At 37.3% G+C, this 21,041-nt stretch carries 21 protein-coding genes and 1 pseudogene; 12 read left to right on the top strand and 10 right to left on the bottom strand.

The annotated features are described in order from the left end of the window. A complete protein-coding gene (leuS, locus tag M0R38_05005; GenBank protein MCK9481103.1) occupies positions 1-2,811 on the bottom strand; it encodes a leucine--tRNA ligase in 2,811 nt (936 codons plus the stop codon). Between the two features lie 122 nt (positions 2,812-2,933). Between leuS and M0R38_05000 the strand changes: the two genes are divergently transcribed. From M0R38_05000 to M0R38_04990, 3 genes are all read left to right on the top strand, one after another. Beyond that, the gene (locus M0R38_05000) at positions 2,934-3,389 is read left to right on the top strand and encodes a hypothetical protein (protein MCK9481102.1); all 456 of its coding nucleotides are present in this window, start codon (positions 2,934-2,936) and stop codon (positions 3,387-3,389) included. A 43-nt stretch (positions 3,390-3,432) separates the two neighbouring features. Then, the gene (floA, locus tag M0R38_04995; GenBank protein ID MCK9481101.1) at positions 3,433-4,383 is read left to right on the top strand and encodes a flotillin-like protein FloA; all 951 of its coding nucleotides are present in this window, start codon (positions 3,433-3,435) and stop codon (positions 4,381-4,383) included. A 214-nt stretch (positions 4,384-4,597) separates the two neighbouring features. Continuing rightward, positions 4,598-5,350, top strand: a complete 753-nt coding sequence (locus M0R38_04990; GenBank protein ID MCK9481100.1) for an SIMPL domain-containing protein — start codon at positions 4,598-4,600, stop codon at positions 5,348-5,350. Between the two features lie 25 nt (positions 5,351-5,375). On the opposite strand, the gene M0R38_04985 is transcribed toward M0R38_04990, so the two are convergent. The 4 genes from M0R38_04985 to mnmA form a co-directional block, all read right to left on the bottom strand. Then, positions 5,376-6,050: a CBS domain-containing protein gene (locus M0R38_04985; GenBank protein MCK9481099.1), complete on the bottom strand. Its 675-nt coding sequence runs from the start codon at positions 6,048-6,050 to the stop codon at positions 5,376-5,378. 4 nt (positions 6,051-6,054) lie between these two features. Continuing rightward, a complete protein-coding gene (locus M0R38_04980) occupies positions 6,055-6,822 on the bottom strand; it encodes an alpha/beta hydrolase (GenBank protein ID MCK9481098.1) in 768 nt (255 codons plus the stop codon). A 95-nt stretch (positions 6,823-6,917) separates the two neighbouring features. Then, entirely contained in the window at positions 6,918-7,478 is a 561-nt protein-coding gene (locus M0R38_04975; GenBank protein MCK9481097.1) for a DUF3575 domain-containing protein, read from the bottom strand. Between the two features lie 37 nt (positions 7,479-7,515). Continuing rightward, on the bottom strand, positions 7,516-8,730 hold the full coding sequence (gene mnmA / locus M0R38_04970) for a tRNA 2-thiouridine(34) synthase MnmA (protein MCK9481096.1): 1,215 nt from the start codon (positions 8,728-8,730) through the stop codon (positions 7,516-7,518). 50 nt (positions 8,731-8,780) lie between these two features. On the opposite strand from mnmA, the gene pdxH reads away from it, so the two are divergent. Further along, complete coding sequence (pdxH, locus tag M0R38_04965; GenBank protein ID MCK9481095.1) at positions 8,781-9,422, top strand: pyridoxamine 5'-phosphate oxidase; 642 nt, start codon at positions 8,781-8,783, stop codon at positions 9,420-9,422. A gap of 10 nt (positions 9,423-9,432) precedes the next feature. On the opposite strand, the gene M0R38_04960 is transcribed toward pdxH, so the two are convergent. The 5 genes and pseudogenes from M0R38_04960 to M0R38_04940 form a co-directional block, all read right to left on the bottom strand. After that, entirely contained in the window at positions 9,433-11,337 is a 1,905-nt protein-coding gene (locus M0R38_04960; GenBank protein ID MCK9481094.1) for a TonB-dependent receptor, read from the bottom strand. A 73-nt stretch (positions 11,338-11,410) separates the two neighbouring features. After that, positions 11,411-13,528: a hypothetical protein gene (locus tag M0R38_04955; GenBank protein ID MCK9481093.1), complete on the bottom strand. Its 2,118-nt coding sequence runs from the start codon at positions 13,526-13,528 to the stop codon at positions 11,411-11,413. A gap of 102 nt (positions 13,529-13,630) precedes the next feature. Further along, positions 13,631-13,801 carry a DpnD/PcfM family protein gene (locus M0R38_04950; protein ID MCK9481092.1) on the bottom strand — a complete coding sequence of 57 codons (171 nt, stop codon included), beginning with the start codon at positions 13,799-13,801 and terminating at the stop codon, positions 13,631-13,633. Positions 13,802-13,820: 19 nt separating this feature from the next. Further along, positions 13,821-14,566 (bottom strand): annotated as a pseudogene (locus M0R38_04945) (restriction endonuclease). A gap of 61 nt (positions 14,567-14,627) precedes the next feature. Then, entirely contained in the window at positions 14,628-15,185 is a 558-nt protein-coding gene (locus M0R38_04940) for a hypothetical protein (GenBank protein MCK9481091.1), read from the bottom strand. Between the two features lie 166 nt (positions 15,186-15,351). On the opposite strand from M0R38_04940, the gene M0R38_04935 reads away from it, so the two are divergent. The 8 genes from M0R38_04935 to M0R38_04900 all read left to right on the top strand — a co-directional run bounded on the left by M0R38_04935 (position 15,352) and on the right by M0R38_04900 (position 21,037). Next, positions 15,352-15,861, top strand: a complete 510-nt coding sequence (locus M0R38_04935; protein MCK9481090.1) for a DUF2480 family protein — start codon at positions 15,352-15,354, stop codon at positions 15,859-15,861. A 45-nt stretch (positions 15,862-15,906) separates the two neighbouring features. Beyond that, a complete protein-coding gene (locus M0R38_04930) occupies positions 15,907-16,755 on the top strand; it encodes an isocitrate lyase/phosphoenolpyruvate mutase family protein (GenBank protein MCK9481089.1) in 849 nt (282 codons plus the stop codon). A gap of 92 nt (positions 16,756-16,847) precedes the next feature. Then, a complete protein-coding gene (locus M0R38_04925; protein MCK9481088.1) occupies positions 16,848-17,495 on the top strand; it encodes a sigma-70 family RNA polymerase sigma factor in 648 nt (215 codons plus the stop codon). A 136-nt stretch (positions 17,496-17,631) separates the two neighbouring features. Further along, positions 17,632-18,177, top strand: coding sequence for a DUF4142 domain-containing protein (locus tag M0R38_04920; protein MCK9481087.1), 546 nt, complete (start codon positions 17,632-17,634; stop codon positions 18,175-18,177). A gap of 8 nt (positions 18,178-18,185) precedes the next feature. Then, positions 18,186-18,575 carry a plastocyanin/azurin family copper-binding protein gene (locus tag M0R38_04915; protein MCK9481086.1) on the top strand — a complete coding sequence of 130 codons (390 nt, stop codon included), beginning with the start codon at positions 18,186-18,188 and terminating at the stop codon, positions 18,573-18,575. Positions 18,576-18,713: 138 nt separating this feature from the next. Continuing rightward, positions 18,714-19,376 carry a GTP cyclohydrolase I FolE gene (folE, locus tag M0R38_04910; protein ID MCK9481085.1) on the top strand — a complete coding sequence of 221 codons (663 nt, stop codon included), beginning with the start codon at positions 18,714-18,716 and terminating at the stop codon, positions 19,374-19,376. Between the two features lie 6 nt (positions 19,377-19,382). After that, on the top strand, positions 19,383-20,051 hold the full coding sequence (locus M0R38_04905; GenBank protein ID MCK9481084.1) for an FAD-binding oxidoreductase: 669 nt from the start codon (positions 19,383-19,385) through the stop codon (positions 20,049-20,051). A 104-nt stretch (positions 20,052-20,155) separates the two neighbouring features. Then, positions 20,156-21,037 (top strand): alpha/beta hydrolase, encoded by an 882-nt coding sequence (locus M0R38_04900; GenBank protein MCK9481083.1) that lies wholly within the window; start codon positions 20,156-20,158, stop codon positions 21,035-21,037. Positions 21,038-21,041: the final 4 nt, after the last annotated feature.

The raw sequence follows: 21,041 nt of genomic DNA, 5'->3' as shown, positions 1-21,041 counted from the left end.
TCAGATTACCACATTGACAATTTTTCCCGGAACAAAAATAAACTTACGCACCGGCTTCCCTTCCATCCACTTTATCACAATCTCGTTTGCCAACACTGCCTCTTGTACTTGTTCTTGATTTGCTGTTGCCGGCAAGGTAATTTGCACTCTGGTTTTCCCATTGATTGAGACAGGATACGCTATACTGCTTTCGGTCAAGTATTCTTCCTTAAATTCGGGCCATTGACACGTTGATATTCCTCCCTCATGTCCGCATTGCTCCCATAGTTCCTCTGTAACATGTGGTGCAAAAGGTGATAACAGAATTAACAAAGGCTCTAATATTTGGCGTTTATTACATTGAAGATCTTGTAACTCATTGACACAAATCATAAAAGCACTCACTGAAGTGTTAAAAGACAGACTCTCAATATCTCCCGAAACCTTTTTTATTGTTTTATGCAGTGTTTTCAACTCCTTTTCAGACGGCTTTTCATTACTCAAATAAAAACTTCCATTTTCGTTGTAGAATAAACGCCAAAGCTTTTTCAGAAATTTATAAACACCTTCAATTCCCTTAGTGCTCCAAGGCTTCGCATCCTCTATCGGGCCTAAAAACATTTCATACAAGCGCAATGTATCTGCTCCATATTCTCTACAAATGTCATCCGGGTTGACCACATTGTATTTTGATTTTGACATTTTCTCGACTTCACGTTCAACAATGAACTTCCCATTAGGTTCACACAAAAATTCAAAATCTTTAAACTCCTGATAGAGAGGATGTTGCCTCATTCTTTCTATATCCAATTCATTTAACAAATCATTCACAACTGACAAGTCAACACGAACAGAACGCACTTTCAAGTTCCCCACTTGATTTTTAGAAACAAATTTCTTTTCATTTTCGACCCTAAAGCAAAATGCACTTTCGCCCAAAATCATTCCCTGATTTAGCATTTTTTGAAAAGGCTCTTTAATCTGAACAAAATTCATATCAAAAAGGAATTTCGTCCAGAATCTTGCATACAGCAAATGTCCGGTTGCATGCTCTGCTCCTCCCACATAAAAGTCCACTTGTTTCCAACGAGAGAGTGCATCTGTACTAGCAAACTCAGTCTTATTTTGTGCATCCATATACCGGAAAAAATACCAAGAACTTCCAGCCCATCCCGGCATAGTTGTGAGTTCTATCGGATAACCTTCACCATTTGCAACAACTCCTCTTTGCGGATTATAATTCCAACGGGTTGCACGTCCCAATGGAGGCTCTCCGTTTTCAGTCGGCAAAAAAGAATCAATCTCCGGGAGTATCAAAGGCAAATGCTCATCCGCTATCGGATAAGACATTCCATCTTTAAAATAAACAGGGATAGGTTCCCCCCAATATCGCTGTCTGCCAAAGGCTGCATCCCTTAACCTATAATTCGTTTTTCCTTCCCCAAGACCTTTCTTAACAACGTTTTCAATCATTGTTTGGATAGCTTCGTTGACATCTAATCCATTCAAAAAATCGGAATTGATTGCTTGCCCTTGTTTTTCACACCAGGGTTCTTTCAAGATATCCCAGCTTTGTGGTGTTGTTATGACTTGCTTGATAGGTAAATGAAAATATTTTGCAAAAGCAAAATCCCTTTCATCATGTGCCGGCACTGCCATTACGGCTCCGGTTCCATAACCTGCTAACACATATTCTCCAACCCATATTGGTATTCTTTCACCGCTAAATGGATGTATGGCGTAAGCTCCTGTAAACTCTCCTGTTATTTTTTTAACATCTGACTGACGCTCGCGTTCGCTGCGCGTTTTCGTATAGGCAATATACTGATCAACCTTTTCTTTTTGAGCCGGACTAACAATTTTATGTATTAACTCATGTTCAGGGGCAAGCGTGAGATAAGACACACCAAATAGGGTGTCAGGACGAGTGGTAAAAACTTCAATTTGTGCTCCTTCTTCTGTCGAAAAACGAATACTACAACCTTCACTCTTCCCTATCCAATTACGTTGAATCTCTTTAATATTTTCATTCCAATCTAATCCATCCAAATCCTGCAACAAACGCTCGGAATATGCTGTAATGCGCATACTCCATTGTTTCATCTTCTTTCGTTCAACCGGAAATCCTCCGCGCTCAGACAAACCATCTTTGACTTCGTCATTAGCCAATACAGTACCCAATGCAGGACACCAATTTACAAATGCATCGCTGAGATAAGCCAAACGAAAATTCATCAATATCTCAAGTTGTTGTTGTTCAGAAAAAGTACCCCATTGAGAAGCTGTAAATGATTCAACTCTATCACATTCAATACCTTTTGTACCGTTACTTTCAAAATGAGCAATCAGCGTTTTGACATTTTCTGCTTTATTGTTTATTGGGTTATACCAAGCATTAAACAACTGTAAAAAAATCCATTGTGTCCATTTATAATACTCAGGGTCAGAAGTCCTTACCTCTCTTTCCCAATCAAACGAAAAACCAATTTTATCAAGTTGGGCTCTATATCTTGCAATATTCTCCTCGGTTGTCTTAGCGGGATGCTGTCCTGTTTGAATTGCATATTGTTCCGCAGGTAATCCAAAAGAATCATATCCCATCGGATGCAAAACTGCAAAGCCACAATGACGTTTATACCGTGCTACTATATCAGAAGCAATATACCCCAAAGGATGTCCCACATGTAATCCAGCCCCACTCGGATAAGGAAACATATCCAACACATAAAATGATTTTTTCGAATCAGTCGGAGAATTGACTACTCGAAAACTTTTGTTAGCAGCCCAATAACGTTGCCACTTGGCTTCTATCTCTTCGTGTTTATAATTGATATCTTGTAAACTATTGCTCATGTTTTGTCAGTGCCGCGAAAATAGCCAAAAACAAGAATTGTGAACGTATTTGTAAATCAAAGCAATTTTTATTTTAATTTTACCCCTCGATTTTAAGCAAAATGGGCTGGATAGTATTTCTTCTTGGATTAGGTTTATTACTTGTTTTAATGGAGTTGTTTATCACTCCTGGACTTGTCATTGGCATTATTGGTGTACTGTGTTGGATTGCTGCAATTTGGCAAGTATATGAACTTTATGGTACAACTATCGGGAATTGGAGCACTGTCGGCATGGCTGCTCTGCTCATACTGATGGTAATTTGGGGAGTAAAAACCAATTTATGGCAAAAGGTTACTGTTCACACAAACATCACAAGCAAATCAAATGAAATCGAAGGTTTCATTCCTGAAATCGGTATGCAAGGGCGCACATTAAGCACACTACGCCCAATGGGTACTGCCAGATTTGGAGATATTATAACAGAAGTATCCACACGAGGAGAAATGATAGAACAAAGCTGTGATATACAAATCATTGAATTATCTCAAGGCAAAATTTACGTAAACAAAATTTAAACTTAACTAAAATAAAATGGACACATTTAACCCACTAATTTACATGGGCGGCTTTATCGGAATGATAATCGCCTTCTTGGTATTCTTCTATTTTGTACCAATTGGAATGTGGTTCTCTGCACTGTTATCCGGTGTAAGAATCTCATTAATTCAACTGATTTTTATGAGATGGCGAAAAGTTCCACCATCAATTATTGTGAAAGCCTTAATCAATTCAACAAAAGCCGGTATTAAACTTACTCGCGACCAATTAGAAGCTCACTATCTTGCAGGCGGTAATGTCATCAATGTAGTGAATGCATTGATTTCAGCTGACAAAGCAAATATCCCTCTAGACTTTAATTCTGCAACCGCTATTGACCTTGCAGGTAGAGATGTGTTTGAAGCAGTTCAAATGTCTGTAAACCCAAAAGTAATTACAACTCCTCCGGTCGTGGCTGTAGCAAAAGATGGTATCCAGTTGATTGCAACTGCAAGAGTTACTGTACGAGCAAATATACGCCAATTGGTTGGAGGTGCGGGTGAAGAAACTGTACTTGCCCGTGTTGGTGAAGGGATTGTAACCACAATCGGTTCATCAAACTCACACAAAGAAGTGCTTGCGCAGCCTGATAGAATCTCTAAAACTGTATTAGCAAAAGGTTTAGATGCCGGTACTGCATTTGAAATTCTTTCTATTGACATTGCCGATATTAATATTGGTGAAAACATAGGTGCTAAACTCCAAATTGACCAAGCAGAAGCTGATAAAAACATTGCTCAAGCAAAAGCTGAAGAAAGAAGAGCAATGGCGGTTGCAAGTGAACAAGAGATGAGAGCAAAAGCACAGGAGGCACGTGCTAACGTTATTCAGGCAGAAGCCGAAGTCCCAAAAGCTATGGCAGAAGCTTTCAGAAATGGCAATTTAGGCATAATGGATTATTATAAAATGAAAAACATTATGGCGGACACTGACATGAGAGAGTCTATTGCCAAACCACCCAAAAAGGGATAACTAAATATTTTTCGTAGTAGAAGCCAATTTCTCTTAGAGAGAAATTGGCTTTTTTATTAGCATTAATATTAAAATTGACAAGTAATTCAACATCACCTCTAATATAAAATAACCAATAATGTTTCAATAAAAGCAATCAAAATTTCGCTACTTTTGAATAGTCTTGCAGAATAAAAACTAAGCAAAGACGTTTCATCAAAATAATTAATAAACTATGGCACGAAAATCAGGAGCAGTATCAATCTTCATGGGAATATCCCTCTTTTTAGGGCTCGTACTTTTGGGAGTCTTTATTTATAGAGGACTAAAAACTTTTAGTGATAAAGACCGCGTTGTAACCGTGAAAGGACTCGCAGAAATGAATATGGAAGCTACATCCGCCACCATCAATGTAAGTTTTTCAATGAATGGAGATAATGTGCAAGAAATTTTGAGAACGAGCGAAGATAAAAAGAATGCAGTGTTGGCTTATCTCAAAGAGTTTGGCATTCATGATTCATTGATTACCATTGGACAAAAGGATGTTACAGACCGTCAAAGATACTATGAGAAATCATGGGTTAACGGAAAACAAGTCGATGTAAAAATTGACCGTTATACTGTTTGGCAATATATTTACATCAAATCCATAGAAATCAAAAAAACAGAAGAACAACTTGCTCAAATCAAAATGGACCTAATTAACAAAGACCTTACCTCCAACATTTCTGCTAATTATATTTTCCCTGAGCTCAATACAATAAAACCAAAACTCATAGCTGAAAGTACCAAAAATGCGCGTATCGCAGGTGAGCAATTTGCCAATGATTCAAAAGCAAAATTAGGCAAGATTAAAACTGCTTCTCAAGGACAAATCACCATTGCAGGCAATTATTACTACTATGATGAGGAAGAAAGTTCTATACCACAAGAGCCTTATCTTCAAAAAGCAAGAGTAGTAAGCACAATTGTTTTTTTCTTAGAGTAGCACTTTTTGTACCGGCAAGCCGCAATCAATCCAAGTCAAGGTAATTCATTAACTGACGATATTTGTCATCTGTATCATCAGCAATATCTTGGCGCATAAAGTGTGCATAAACAGTATATCCAAACCGTTCAAAACTTGCAAGTAAAGACCTGAGCACACCCGTATTCAGTTTGATATGTACATGAATTTTACTCGAACGCGGCACTTCAACTATCTCTATTCCCAACACCTTGCAATCATTGCCTTCAATCAATCTGACTATGTCTGCCAGACTGTAATTTTTAACATCTGTTTCAACCACTACAATTGCTCCAGGATATTCCACCGAAAGTAGGTTTGCAGCTTGGCGAATAATTTCATGCAGCGAAACACAACCAACATACTGACCTTGCTCATTCACAACAGGGAGCACATCAGATTCCGATCGGTTCAGTAAATTAATAATTTCAAAATAATGACAAGAATCAGGTAGTATCGTTGTAGTAATCAGTTTATCTAATACAGCCTGTAAATCATGTTGATTAGCCGCCTTCAACTCCAACATACGATCAAGACACAACAAGCCCAACACTTGTTTTTCAGGTGACAAAACGGGGAGATAAAACACCTGGGCTTGTTCAAACAACATCTCTGCCTCCAACACTCCCATACTGGCTTGTAAGGGAAATAAATTTGGATTGAGAAGTTGAGAGGAAATCATACTATTATTTTGTAGGTAAGACCCTTGTTAAAAAGCGGTCTAAGATTTCATTAAACTCATGTGGACGCTCCATCATGGCAGCATGACCGCATTTATCAATCCAATGCAATTCATTGTCAGGCAACAATTGACTAAACTCTTCTGCTACATGGGGCGGAGTTACAATATCTTGCTTACCCCAGATTAAACAAACCGGAACCTTGATAGAGGGAATTTCTTTACGCATATTGTGTCTAATGGCACTTTTTGCCATAGTAAGAATCCTTAGCACCATATTCCTATCGCTGGTGATAGCTAACACCTCGTCAACCAACTCTTCTGTAGTAGTTGCAGGGTCATAAAAAGTAACTTCTACTTTTTTTCTAATATACTCTCTATCGCCTCTTTTTGGGTAAGAACCGCCAAAAGCATTTTCATATAATCCTGAAGAACCGGTGAGCATCATCGCTTTGACTTTGTCTTGGTGTGTAGTCGCAAATACAAGCCCAACATGACCACCCAAAGAGTTCCCCAACAAGGTTACTTTATCATATCCCTTGTATTGAACAAACGAATAGATAAAATCTGACAAGCCTTTTACACCTAATTTCATGAGTGGCATAGTAAAAATTGGCATCAAGGGTATAACTACTTTGTATCTATCAGCGAATTTATCTAGCACATGCTGCCAGTTACTAAGTGCCCCAAACAGTCCATGCAATAACAACAACACTTCTCCTTCCCCTTCTTCCACATATTCAAAACCATTTTCTTTATGAACTCTTATTTCCATATTATATCTTGCTATTGATGCAGCAATTTTACTTCATTTTTCAATGTGCTGCTTATTTTGAATGCAAAGTTAGAAACATTCATTTTACTAATGTATCATTTTCTAATTTTATACCCCACCCCTATCATCATGGTAGGAAATCCACCCTCGAAATAATAGTTTGTTCCTAAACCAAAATCAAAAACCCAGCGCTGCGGACTGATTTTATATCCTAACTCCGCTCTTGGTCCCAGATATATTGAATTTGACTTCGTAGCATTCGCATCCCTATTGACCATAAATGCAGAGGCTCCCAAGCCTAAATAAAAACCACTGACAGGTTTCAATTTTCCAAAATAATAACGTCCGACAACATTGCTACCAAAAGACCTTGAATTCGTTAAAGTAAATACATCAAATACAGATATATAAAAAATAGATAGGTTTATGGAAAGGTGTTTTGTCTTTTTGAATTCAGCATGAATAGAAGGAACACCTGCTCCAAAAGGCAAATGCAACAAATTAACCTTTATATTGATTTCGTTACTTAAATCAGGTAAAGTATCCCTTTGTGTTTTGTTAATTCTAAAATATCTGACTGAATCCGGTACTGTCTGCGCTTGTGTAATTGTGCCTATCCCAAGTAAGATGCAAAAAAGCAGAGCAAGTCTTTTCATGTTGACAAACATACAAAAAAATGTCAGATCACGCTCACTATGGAGCAATCGCACCACTGCCTATTAATTCATTTTCAAGATAAAATGCAGCAAACTGACCCGGGGCTACTGCATTATGTTCGTGGTCAAATACAAGATAATAACCATTAGGCTTTCTAACCAATGCAGCATCAAATAATGGTTGCCTATAGCGAATACGTGTCCTTACAGCGAGAGCCTGTCCCAATGCAGGAGCTAAATCCTCACGAATAAAAGAAACATCTTTGGCTTGCATAAACAACCCTTTGCCCGCAAGTCCTGGATGATTCTCACCTTGTCCAACATAAATCACGTTTTCAATTACATCTGTAGCTAATACAAACAATGGCAACGCTTTCCCCCCAATATTCAGTCCTCTTCTTTGTCCTATTGTATAAAAGTGAGCGCCATTTTGCTCACCGATAACTTTTCCATCTTCTTTCACAAAATGCCAACGCTGACAGAGCCATTCTAAAAACTCCTCAGAATGTTCATCAGAAGGTTTTTCATTCAAACGTCTTTGAAACGCTGGCGAATCGGGTGAAATCTCTACGACCAACCCTTTCTTGACAGCCAATCTTCTTTGAAGGAAATCAGGCAGACTCACTTTTCCAATAAAACAAAGCCCTTGCGAATCCTTCTTCTCTGCTGTTACCAAGTCTGCTTGATGAGCAAGTTCCCGCACTTGGGACTTTTGCAAATGACCTATAGGAAAGAGAATTTTTGCAAGCTGTTCTTGTGAGATTTGGCTAAGAAAATAACTCTGGTCTTTATTGGCATCTGCTCCGGCAATAAGCGAATACACTGTCTTTCCATCAACAATTTGCTCTTGCTTTTGGCAATAATGTCCGGTAGCAACATAGTCCGCCCCTAACTTTATCGCTGCTTCCAAAAACACATCAAACTTAATCTCACGGTTGCATAAAACATCAGGATTGGGAGTCCTACCTGCTTCATATTCTGCAAACATATAATCGACTATGCGTTCTTTATATTGTTCACTCAAATCAAGAGTCTGGAAAGGGATATCCAGCTTATCTGCTACCAACATTGCATCATTACTGTCCTCGACCCAAGGACACTCATCATCAATCAACACAGAGGAATCGTTCCAATTTCTCATAAAAATACCAATCACATTGTACCCCTGTTCCTTGAGCAACAATGCCGCCACAGAGGAATCAACACCTCCCGAAAGTCCTACTACAACTGTTGTATTAGAATTCTTTTCCATCCTCCAAAATCAAGTGCAAAAATAGGCTGTTCTGTACTACTTTTGTAGGAATGTTGGACAAAGAAACACTTCAAAACCTCAGACAGAATTATATGCAGGCTCCCTTTGACGAAAAAGATGCCGACAGCAATCCATTTAAACAGTTTGAAAACTGGTTTCAGCATGCTTTAGCATGTCATATTTTAGAACCCAACGCCATCAATTTAGCTACTGTTGATGAAAGCGGACATCCTAACCTAAGAACAGTATTGCTTAAGGGCGTGGATAGTGGTTTTGTGTTTTATACAAATTACAACTCATCCAAGGGCAAAGAACTCATTCAACATCCTTATGCAGCAATTAACTTGTTATGGTTAGATATTGCTCGACAAATCAGAGTGAGAGGCAAGGTTGAACAAGTGAGTGCTGCTGAAAGTGATGAATATTTTCATTCTCGACCTTACGAAAGTCAATTAGGAGCCATTGCTTCAGCACAAAGTCAGACACTTAAAAACCGTGCTGAATTGGAAGAAATATTTGAGAAATTAAACAAAGAAAATCCAAGTGAAATAAAGCGCCCTGACCATTGGGGAGGTTTCAGACTTATTCCATTTCATTTTGAGTTTTGGCAAGGCAGAAGCAATCGCTTGCACGACCGTATTTGCTATGACTTAAAAGATGGGATATGGGTTAAAAGCAGATTGTTTCCATAAAAACACTGCATTACCTATTCAATTGCCATTGCACACCCACAACAGCCCATCTGCCTGGCAAAGGCACTGCTCCCGCTTCAATATAAGTTACATTGAGTAGATTATTCAGACTGAGATATGCTTTAACTTTCCCAAAACTTGCATCAAATTTGGCGTCTAATAACACATAATCTTTAGTACGTACTCTTTGTTCATACCTTCCGGCAACCATCACTGAATACTTTTCTTTCATCTTATACTGCATACGAATCACAAGTTGATCTGTCAAGTTTTCTAATGCATAACGCGAAATCAGATTCTCATTGCCTTGTAAAATTACAATTGTTGGTTCTAAACGGGTATATGACAATCCGAATTGAATCTTGTCTGTATTCTTTGTTGCATTGACAAACAAAATATAGTCAGCATTCACTGTTACTCCGGGCATCCTGATTGTTTGAAAATTCTCCGGTTGCCAAGGTGCCGCTATACTGTCTTTGACCCAATCTATAAAATCATTTGTTTCATGATAGAAACCGATAACTGAGGATTGGAAATTTCTTTTGTTATTATATCTCACCCCTAATTCTGAATGAACTGCATTCTCTGGCATCAAATTGCTATTACCAATGTTCTGAGGTCCCCTATAATACCAGTCAGTATAGGTGGGAAGACGAGTACCTGTGCCTATATTGGCAAAAATGCGCCATTGGGAATTGAGTTGATAACCTGCATCTAAAGAGGGCAACAGTTTCAATCCAAAAAAATCACTGTAGTTAAGATATGCGCCAACATTGGCAGTAAGTTTTTCAATTTTTGAAAAGTTATAATTAACAAATACTCCAACATTATCTCTTTTCCTTTTTCCAAGACTGTTGCTATTGATGGTTTCCAAGCGATATTCAGTTCCTATACCAAAAACTCCAACACGATTTTTCAATGTATTATGAATAGCTCCTTCAACTACATGTGTAAAATGTTGATTGCGATATAGTGAAGGGTTTTTGCGAGTATATAAATAATCATCAAACCCATAGCGATAGCTCAACATTGGACGCATTTTCCAATGCGGACTTAGCTTAAACTCTCCTTTGACCGCAGCAATTCCTGTCTGCACAGTCTCTTTCGATTCAATATCACCCGGTGCAGCATAAAAGGCATTAGCACCAAAGTCATTATAAACAAAACCGCCCATCATTTGTATTTTACTCTCTCCACCCAATCCAAATTCATTTTGATAAAATAATTTCTGATTAGACATCGCAGTATTGTAGCGATATCCTGAACTATTTTGAGAATATAAAGACAAAAATTGATTTACTTTTTTATGATTAAAACTTGCCGACACCCCTATGTTAGTACCGCTATACAGCATGCTATTAGAGGTATCTGACTCAAATGAAGAACCGGAACCTACATTAACCCATACATTGCTTGCATTGGGTTTCTTTGTAACAATATTAATTACTCCACTGATTGCATTAATTCCGTATGCACTTGCAGCAGAACCTCGCATAATCTCAATTCTATCAATTGCATCAGGACTGATTGGCAAGTTCATCATGTTGTGTCCAGTCTGCGGATCAATGACTTTAACCCCATTGAGCAAAATCAAGGTTTGGTCAAATGTTCCTCCGTTTACACTCACATCAGCTTGACCACCCCAAGGACCACGTTGTCTTATGTCTAATCCTGAGATATAACCCAGAATCTCATCAAGTGACTGCACCGGCAAAGTTTGAATCGTTTTTGCATCCAAAATCACAATGTCGCGGTTTTGTTTATTAAAAGGAATTTGAATCCTTTCACTTTGAATAATAACGTCATCAATAAGCTGTGAGGAAGTGTCAGATTGTCCAAAAAGCGTTGAAGACAATGCAAGAGAAGAAAAGAGTAACATCGCCTTTGTTACCCTTCCGTTGCGAAATAAATTCATAGGGCTACAAATTTGCATGAAATTAAAAAACCTGCAAGATTATTTTCAGACTCCAAAATTGCTTCAATTGTGCTCAGTATGCGCCTTCCCATTTTCTCATAAACCATTCTAAACCAAAAAGCAAGGCAATGATCAAGAGCAGATTTTCAATTTTTATCAGTTCTTCAATTTTAGTTTTTGTTTTTATCAACGGTTTGATTCGAGGGTCATTTCGGATGGCTTTTTCTAATTCATCCCATTGGTCTCGATTAAAAAATGCACCATCTGACTTTGCTGCCCATTCTCTTAAAAGCCCAAAATCAGCACGTAATTGTGTAAGCTCGATTTGCAATGGTTTGATTAAAAAACCTCCTTTCACTTTCTCAAACTCCGTCCTTCCTGTTACAGATGCACTGTATTTATAATAACCTACCTCAAAGTTACCTGCATCCAAATCATATCCGGCATTTGCACCGGCATTGCTCATTCTGAACGTAAAATCTTTACCTGCCTCATTTGTCAACGATACCACAATCTCAGCATCTTGTATGGGTTCAAAGTTTTGATTAAAAAGTTCCCCTTGAAAACGCACAGACTCGTCTTCCTCAAATTCATTCTTTATAGGATACACTCTAAACCTTCGTTTATCTTCTTTAATCATCAAGAAACGAGCAATCTTATTGAATAATTCATCAAACAATTCCGGGCTGTTGTTTCTCGCATAATCATTGATGCGCCAACGCCAAACACCTTCTCCAAACGTCCATGCAGATTTTACTCCGTCATTTTCAGTAAAAGCAATTAAGGGGTATTCCGTTGCAATCTTACTGATGGCTTGATACCCAAGCACTTCCATATTTGACTTACTGCGATATTGTCCAAAAGGTGCAAAGAGTGGAGACCAATCCGGTAGTTGCTCCAATAGTTTTTCAGAAAAAGAAAAAGCATTAAAATGAGAATTAATGCTTAACTGTGCTTCGTTCCAAGAGTTTCCCCTGCGCACAATACTGAGTTCCGGCAATACTACAGATAGTTGATCCACCGGACTTTGCCCTCCAATTACACCCCAAAACGCAATTTTTTTATTACGAATCAACGTCATCAATTTTGCATCCTTGTTGTTTCGCGATGGAAATTGATTGCCTATCACCAAACTCACATCCTTCAAATCTGCTTCTTCCGCATCTTGTGCAAACATTGTTTTGACTTCAAAGTTCTTATTACCCGCCAATGCACTCGCCATTGCATTCACATCAGGATGTGGCGATTGATACAACAAAAGAATTTTTTCTCTCCCGTCTATGACTTCAACAAAAAAGTCTTTTTGGTTATTCGTCAAGGTTTGTTCTTCTTCTAAAGCGCTCACTTGAACTGCATATCGCTGATAGCCCGGTTTATCAGCATTAGCAACAAATTCAATGGTTTTATAATCATTAGATGAGCTGAAAGTAAGATTTGATGATTGTATTTCATTCCCTCCATGCAAAAGACTTACTTTGACCGATTTTCCTTCAAATCCAAAAGCCTGAATATGGGCAACAACCGTAAAAGCATTATTGAGAAAAACCAAGCTATTGTGATTCACTTCTTTCACCAACACATCTCTCTTCTGTGTTGAATCACCCAACCCCACCGTAAACACAGCAATATCATCACCTAAAGGAGCATATACAGGATTAATCCCTGCGTTCAGAATACCGTCAGATGCCACAATCATTGCCCCTGTATTTTTTCTTTTAAATGCAGACCGTGTGTACTCAGTCGGAGCTTCCATGCGGGTTTTTCTGCCATTAAATCCCGAAAAACTATCTTTTACTTCGCTCGTAAAGTAGAATTTTCGCACATCAAAGTCGCCTTGCATGTGGTCTGCAAACTGCTCCCATTGCTGATGAAATTGTGTTGCTGCTACCGAATCCACTGCCTTTATACTATGGGAATCGTCCAAGTAAAATAATAGCAAGGGTTTTTCTTGCTCATGACTCAAAAACTTTAACACAGGTGAAAGCAGCAATAACAACAAAAGAAAAAGCCCGCCAAATCTGCATACTCGCTTAATCCAACAAAACAGAATATCTGTTTTAGAATTTCCTTTCGCTTTTGGATAGAGCCACCAAGTTGCCACTCCTGTTATCATAAGAATTACAACTAACCACCAGTAACTGTATTGCAGATAAAGTTCGATGCGGCAAAAATAAGGGATTTGGGATTGCATAATTGTTGCCCAAAACATTCTCTAAAGCCAGCACAGTCTTATAATTATTTTAGCGATAAGACAGCAGAATAAATGTAGAAAAATGCTAATGCAATGTAAAATTTAATCAATATACTCGTCAATTTCCGTCAACACATAATCATATAAATCTAAAACAATTTCTTCATCCCTATACAATTGAAGCACCTTTGAAATCGCTTCATCTTTTGTTTCAGCTTCCACTTCAATTATTCTTGATAAAAACTCCTGTACTTCAATTTTAAACATTTCCATATTCTATTTTTTTATATTGTCAACGACTAACAAACTCAATGATTCCTTTATCTCTGAGAACTTGAAGTTGCTGTCTGATTTTATCTTTAATAAAGTTATTGTTGTGATATTTTTTCTTTAAATCTTCCTCAAATTTATATACTTCATCAAGAGTAAATGTCTCCTTTTTAATTGCATCAACACACGCCAATATATCCAAAATACAGCCTTTTGCTTCTTTACTTGATGACCTGAGAAATAAAGTTTTATTAAATGTTTCTTTTACTATTTCACGATTGATAATTTTTGATTTTCTTACTATGAGCACCTTCTCCGCTTCCGAGACTTTAGAAATATCAATATTACAACTAACCCAACCTGCTCTTCTTGCAGTCTTTGGCAGGGGCGGTCTTTTGATATTCATTTCGGGGGTACAAAACTGTTTTGGGATTAAAAAAAATCATTCATCACCCAATCTCTTGAATAAGTAAGAAAGAAAAAATTCGGATTATTATCTGCAGTAATCTGTTCAATCATAGTGGAATAAGCACCATCAGCAATTAATTTTCCAAAGCTACGTCCCTTACTCTATAATTCAAACTGTTCTGCACAATGTTTACAGAAAAAATCAGCCACGGGTTTATTATTTCCATATTAAATTAAAGTAGGATTTCCACAACCGGGACAATATGCATTATTGAAGACCCACTGCTCAGTAAGCACTCTCGCTATTCGAGCTTTACTTTTATAACTCTCTGAAAGTTTTTGATTTAACAATAAATTCATTGTGCATCCATCACACTAGATTTGTACTCTACAAAATAAGCAAAAAGATTCCCTTCCCTCCTCAATCCTTTAATACAAAAGATTGCAATACTGTTTCGCCTACGTCTTTAAATTTATCAAAATTGGCTTCATCGCTTGTCAGTGTTAACACATAAGCTGTCTGATTTTTCAAATGAAAATGCTGCTCCCATTTCAGTTTTGCACCTTGATTTACCGCTGAGAAAACCAGTTTATGATATACACCTTTATCTCTGGAAATTCTTTTATTCTCTATGATTTTAACATCTGCAATATACTCTTTGAGCGCGTCTTCTGATAGCTGCATGTATTCATCAATACCAATATTACGTTGGCTCAGATCTTCTGTTATCAAGTTGATATTTACTCTAAATTGAGTAGGATCGGAAAGTTCAGGAGAGAATAACACAAAAACTGCCCCCATCTTCCCCGTTTCATCTAAAGTCCAATCTTTGGGATATTGAATGGAGTAAATTGAGTTTTCATGGGTTTTCCATTCTTTCTTTGCCACTTCAGTTGCTTCTCCGGTGTGCGGTGCAGGTCTGCCACATGCCATAAAGAGCGTGGCTATGCTTAGATAGATGGTTGCAATTTGTTTCATTTTGTGATTGATTAGTAATAGTCTTTTAACCTGCCAAAAGTAATTGAAAGAGTCTGTTTTACAACTTCCTTTGGCGTAATATTAGGGTGTTTTTAATTTTCAAAACCTATTCACCCAAAACTGTTTGAACTACACAGGTTAGAAATTCTATACCTTTGCACAACTGATGGAAATCGTAAACAAAATTCAGGCAAGTGGCATTATCACTTTGGATTTAGAGCAATACTATCCAGCCGGAGAGCGCGTATTGATTGACTTAAGGGAAAATCTCTACATGGGCTTAATACTGAAAGAAAAAGAGTTTAGAGACTATATCAAAACAAATGATTGGCAAGAATTTGCAAACAAATATGTCGCAATAACATGCACAGCAGATGCAATCGTGCCGACTTGGGCATATATGCTCGTTGCAAGTAAATTAAACGGGATTGCCAAAAAAGTTGTTTTTGGGAATTTAGATACATTAGAAACCATACTCTTACTTGAGAATTTGCACAAACACATTAACTCTCAAGATTATCACAATGCAAAATTGGTAATTAAAGGTTGCAGCAAAATCAAAATTTCAGAAGCCGCTTATGTTGAAATAACCAATATGCTATTGCCTCATGTTCAATCTCTCATGTTTGGTGAACCTTGCTCAACCGTACCGGTATTTAAGAAGCCAAAACTTTAGTTGAATTTTTGTTCGCACTTGTCATCAGTATTGACAACTATTCACATGAAAAATTTTGCAAATCAACAGCAAAAAGCCAAACTCTTTTTTGACTTACATCATTCAGGGGAACTGCTCATTCTGCCAAATATTTGGGAGCCTTTAGGAGCACTATTATTACAAGAAATCGGATATAAAGCCATTGCAACGGCAAGTGCTTCAATGGCATTTACACAAGGTCATTTGGATGGAGAAAAAATGACTTTTGATGATTTCCTTTCCCAAGTTACCAAAATTGCAAACGCAGTATCCATTCCTGTTTCTGTAGATTTTGAAAGTGGCTATTCCGACAGTAACGAGCAACTCTCCCAACACATCAACACGCTTATAGATGCCGGTGTTATTGGGATAAACATCGAAGATTCCGATAAAAAAACACACCGCTTGCTGGATTACAAGACACAGGCAGCCAAAATAAAGACCATACGCGAAACTGCTCAAGAGAGAGACATTCACTTTTTTATCAATGCAAGAACTGACACATATATTTATCGCAAGGAAAGCAGTGCCGAAGATATCCTTGCTGAAACCATTGAAAGAGGTCTATCATATAAAGAAGCCGGTGCTGACTGCTTATATCCAATCGTAATGAAAAAATTACAAGACATTCAAACAACAGTTGAAGCGGTTAAATTGCCTGTAAACATTCTTACTTTGCAAGGTATTCCTTCGTTTAACACTTTGCAAAAAATTGGAGTTGCCAGAGTGAGTTTGGGTCCTGCTTTGCTCAAATATGCCATAAAATCAATGAAAGAGCTTGCAGAACAACTGCAACACAAAGAAGGATTAGAAGCTATTACAGAGAACCCAATCACATCTGACTTTCTTGAAGCGTTGATTAAGAATGCTAAGTAAACACATTTTGTGCTGATTAAAAAAAAATCAAACTGTATTGTAACCTTTTGTCGCATTACCGACTCTAATAGAGAAAATGCAACAAAAGAATTATGCGCAAATCTGAAACTTCTCAAGAGCAGACGGTTATCAATTATATCATTAATGGCAATGGTGCACAGTATGAATTCATTGTAAGAAAATACAATGCACACTTATACAAAATCGGGCGTTCCTACAACTTCAATCATGACGACACCTTAGACCTCATTCAAGAGACATTTATTCAGGCATATAGCCACTTAAGAGATTTTAAAGGACGCTCAAGTTTTCAAACTTGGCTTATCCGTATCATGCTCAATAATTGTTATAAGAAAAAAGAAAAAGCAAGCTATAAACATGAAATTGCTTCTCAAGTACACGATAACGACACACCCATGTTAATACAATCCAACCCTGACCCCTCTAAAATTTATCACAACCGTGAATTAGGCAAAATAATAGAAGACGCCCTTAGTCAAGTACCACACGAATATCGAATGGTATTTGCACTGCGAGAAATCAACGGTTTAAGTTCAGCAGAAACTGCACATTTACTTGAACTCAGTGAAAGCAATGTCAAAACCAAATTAAACAGGGCTAAGAAAATGCTGCAATCAATAATAGAACAATCATATTCTCCATCCGAGCTATTTGAGTTTCACGATATTCATTGTAACAACATGGTTGCGAGAGTATTAAGAGAAACAAACAAAATTTAAACTCCCTTGTTTGGACAAAACAATGATTTTATCCCATAAAAACATGTAACCAAATTGAAACACTCCGACTCTAATTGAGTGAATCAAATGATATAAAGATGATTCAATTTAAAAAAACAATCTAATAATTAGTAAAATGAAAAATTTAAGAAAATTTTCTGTGTTGGCAAGTACAATGCTTTTCGCAACATTTATAATGCCTTTGAATGGAAGTGCACAAAATGCACCCAAAGTATCAGACCCCCAAATTGCTTCAATAGCAGTAACCGCAAACCAAATAGATGTGGACTACGGCAAAATTGCATTGAAAAAATCCAAAAATGAATCTGTAAGAAGATTTGCCCAAACCATGATTGACGACCATAATGGCGTTATCAAAATGTGTGTGGATTTAGCAACCAAACTTGGTGTAACTCCTGAAACTAATGATATTACAAAATCATTGTTAGCAGATTCTAAAAAAATCACTAAAACACTTAACTCAAAAACCGGAGCTGCATTTGACAAAGCCTACATTGACAATGAGGTTTCATATCACGAAGCAGTCATCAGCACTGTTGAGAATGTTTTAATTCCACAAGCGCAAAACGCTGAACTTAAAGCCCTGCTTGTCAAAGTGCTACCTGCATTAAAAGCACACCTTGAACATGCCAAAATGGTACAAAAAGAATTTTCTAAATAACTAACATCATGATACGTAGAGTATTGCAAATCGGTTTAGCTTCATTATTCAGTATGTATTTCTTAAGCAGTTGCAACAACACAGGAACAACCACTGCTGACAACCAAGCAGACAGTACCGTTGTTTCGGCTGCGACACCTGCTTTTGCAAGCGACACAATCATCATCGAAGAAATGCAGTTTAAACCTCAGGAAATCACAATTAACAAAGGTGATACACTTATATTTGTAAATAAAGACATTGTAGCACATGATGCTACTGATGTTGACAGCATTTGGAAATCTCCTGCTATGCAAAATGGTGATACTTGGCAGATTGTACCCCAAAAATCTACTGACTACTATTGTAGCATTCACATGGTAATGAAAGGAAAAATCATTATAAACGACATGCAATAGAAAAAGTCAAAACTCATTAAAAACTTTGGGTACCTTTTGGATAAAGCTATAAAGTCCCATCCTAATGAAAGTAGCTCATCAGACCATATCCAAAGTTTTTTTATGTCCTAAAAAACAAAAGAAAATACAAATATAATTATGCAAGAAACAACAAAAACAGACGCAACCAAGCCCTATCAACCAGAAAGCGAAATAATAGAACATATTGACCTTCGTGAATTTGAGTTGAGCGAGGACGAAAAAATTGAGCAAATTGAATTTCACTTTGGCAAAATCATGAGAATTCTTGGTCTCGACCTTACTGATGACAGCCTCAAAGACACCCCATTAAGAGTAGCCAAGATGTATGTCAAAGAACTTTTTAGCGGTCTCAATCCCGACAATATGCCATCAGTCAAACTATTTGAAAACAAAGGAGAATACAACAACATGTTGGTTGAAAAAGACATTACCCTATTCTCTACTTGTGAACATCACTTTGTTCCCATAATTGGCAAAGCACACGTTGCATACATCCCTAAAGACAAGGTAATAGGACTATCAAAAATCAATCGTATAGTTCAGTTTTATGCAAAACGTCCTCAACTGCAAGAACGAATGACAACACAAATTGCAGATGCACTCAAAAAAATACTACAAACAGAAGACGTAGGAGTGGTGATTGAAGCAGATCATCTTTGTGTGCAATCTCGCGGAATCAATGATACTAACAGCTCCACAACCAGTTCTTGTTTCTTAGGGCAGTTTAAAAACGAAGCAACCAAAAATGAATTCTTACACTACATTCGAACATCAAAATAAAAAATTATGTCACATACAGTAAAAATCAAATCAATAGAACCACTAACACACGATGTGTTAAAATTTGTTCTTGAAAAGCTTCCGGGCTTCACTTTTGTACCCGGTCAAGCAGCAGATTTTGCAATTAACCAACCCAATTGGGAGAAAGAATGGCGTACATTTACTTTCACATCTCTACCCGAAGACAATCACCTTGAATTCAATATCAAAACATACACAGACCATAATGGGGTAACCAATGAACTCCGCAACTTAAAAGTCGGTGATGAAGTCATTATTGGTGATGTATATGGCGACATACGCTACAAAGGAGAGGGAATATTTATTGCAGGAGGTGCCGGCATTACACCATTTATTGCAATTCTGAAAGATTTGGAACAAAAAGGGCAATTAAGAAACAACAAATTGATTTTCGCCAATAAAACACAGAAAGATATTATTCAGAAGCCATTATTAAATAAAATGTTGGGGGATAAATTCATCAATATCCTTTCAGATGAAAACGTACCGGGGTTTGAGCATGGATTTGTTTCTGCAGCAATAATTAACAAACACAGAGAAAACAACCATCAACATTTTTATTTATGTGGACCTCCACCAATGATGAAAGCTGTAGAACAACATTTAGCATCATTGGGTATCAATGAAGAAAACATTGTCAAAGAAGGGTTTTAATTTTTCGTATTCTTTTGATTTATAAGGTCGGTTGGACACCGACCTTTTTGTTTTTTCAATAATTATTCAGAAAGGCTTTACTTTTGCAATATAACCAATCGAATATGAGAAATATTATAGCAGTACTCATCAGCCTATCTTTTTCTATTTATGCCTGCACTCCCGATTCGAGCAAGGGTAAAAATAACAACAACCAAACTTCCAATCTTGACACAGTATATACGAATGTGGCTTATGGCAATGATGCGAAACAAGTAATGGACATATATTTACCCGAAGGCAGGAACACTGCTTCCACTAAAACCATCATCATTATTCACGGTGGTGCATGGATAGGCGGTGACAAATCCGAAATGGCATATTTTGTTCAATCCATTCAAAAAAAGTGGCCCGAAGTAGCCATTGCAAATATTAACTACAGATTAGCAAACGGCAGCAGTATTATTCACACACAAATATCTGAGGATCTGAAAAGTGCAGTCAATTATTTGATTGACAACAGTGTTACCTTAGGCATATCAAAAGACTTTGCCATGCTTGGCGCAAGCGCAGGAGCACATCTCAGCTTACTATACTCTTATAAATTTAATACAGACAACCATATCAAAGCCGTTAGCAATATATTTGGTCCGAGCCATTTTGCTGACTGGACTTATTACAACTCTTTCAATATCTTCTTAGGTGGCAACGTAAAAGAAATTTTCAAAAAATATACAGGTGTTTATTGGGACTCTGCATTATACACTAGTTTAAGCCCATATCATCTTGTGAACAAAGACAACTACATCCCCACAATTACTTTTCATAGTGATATCGATGTCATTGTACCTCTGTATCAAAGTCAATATTTTGTACACAAATTGGATTCTCTCAAACTCTCAAACAAATACTTCCAATATCCGGGACAAGGACATGGCTTTAATGACGAATACAATAAAAGATGTGTAGATTCAACGGTTTCGTTTTTTAAAGCTATTTTGCAATAAGTCC

It is taken from the genome of Bacteroidia bacterium (assembly GCA_023228875.1).
In the GTDB taxonomy this organism is placed as follows: domain Bacteria; phylum Bacteroidota; class Bacteroidia; order NS11-12g; family UBA955; genus JALOAG01.
The sequence above is the reverse complement of the archived record's forward strand: the minus strand, read 5'-3'. Positions and strand labels throughout refer to the sequence as shown.

Bases quoted from the DNA above. Each gene is read 5' to 3' on its own strand.
- M0R38_04935 (MCK9481090.1), top strand. From the start codon at position 15,352: ATGGAAATCGTAAACAAAATTCAGGCAAGTGGCATTATCACTTTGGAT.
- M0R38_04930 (MCK9481089.1), top strand. From the start codon at position 15,907: ATGAAAAATTTTGCAAATCAACAGCAAAAAGCCAAACTCTTTTTTGAC.
- M0R38_05000 (MCK9481102.1), top strand. From the start codon at position 2,934: ATGGGCTGGATAGTATTTCTTCTTGGATTAGGTTTATTACTTGTTTTA.
- M0R38_04905 (MCK9481084.1), top strand. From the start codon at position 19,383: ATGTCACATACAGTAAAAATCAAATCAATAGAACCACTAACACACGAT.
- M0R38_04920 (MCK9481087.1), top strand. From the start codon at position 17,632: ATGAAAAATTTAAGAAAATTTTCTGTGTTGGCAAGTACAATGCTTTTC.
- M0R38_04985 (MCK9481099.1), bottom strand. From the start codon at position 6,050: ATGATTTCCTCTCAACTTCTCAATCCAAATTTATTTCCCTTACAAGCC.
- mnmA (MCK9481096.1), bottom strand. From the start codon at position 8,730: ATGGAAAAGAATTCTAATACAACAGTTGTAGTAGGACTTTCGGGAGGT.
- M0R38_04980 (MCK9481098.1), bottom strand. From the start codon at position 6,822: ATGGAAATAAGAGTTCATAAAGAAAATGGTTTTGAATATGTGGAAGAA.
- M0R38_04925 (MCK9481088.1), top strand. From the start codon at position 16,848: ATGCGCAAATCTGAAACTTCTCAAGAGCAGACGGTTATCAATTATATC.
- M0R38_04955 (MCK9481093.1), bottom strand. From the start codon at position 13,528: ATGCAATCCCAAATCCCTTATTTTTGCCGCATCGAACTTTATCTGCAA.
- pdxH (MCK9481095.1), top strand. From the start codon at position 8,781: ATGTTGGACAAAGAAACACTTCAAAACCTCAGACAGAATTATATGCAG.
- folE (MCK9481085.1), top strand. From the start codon at position 18,714: ATGCAAGAAACAACAAAAACAGACGCAACCAAGCCCTATCAACCAGAA.
- M0R38_04950 (MCK9481092.1), bottom strand. From the start codon at position 13,801: ATGGAAATGTTTAAAATTGAAGTACAGGAGTTTTTATCAAGAATAATT.
- M0R38_04975 (MCK9481097.1), bottom strand. From the start codon at position 7,478: ATGAAAAGACTTGCTCTGCTTTTTTGCATCTTACTTGGGATAGGCACA.
- M0R38_04990 (MCK9481100.1), top strand. From the start codon at position 4,598: ATGGCACGAAAATCAGGAGCAGTATCAATCTTCATGGGAATATCCCTC.
- M0R38_04940 (MCK9481091.1), bottom strand. From the start codon at position 15,185: ATGAAACAAATTGCAACCATCTATCTAAGCATAGCCACGCTCTTTATG.
- M0R38_04960 (MCK9481094.1), bottom strand. From the start codon at position 11,337: ATGAATTTATTTCGCAACGGAAGGGTAACAAAGGCGATGTTACTCTTT.
- M0R38_04915 (MCK9481086.1), top strand. From the start codon at position 18,186: ATGATACGTAGAGTATTGCAAATCGGTTTAGCTTCATTATTCAGTATG.
- M0R38_04900 (MCK9481083.1), top strand. From the start codon at position 20,156: ATGAGAAATATTATAGCAGTACTCATCAGCCTATCTTTTTCTATTTAT.
- floA (MCK9481101.1), top strand. From the start codon at position 3,433: ATGGGCGGCTTTATCGGAATGATAATCGCCTTCTTGGTATTCTTCTAT.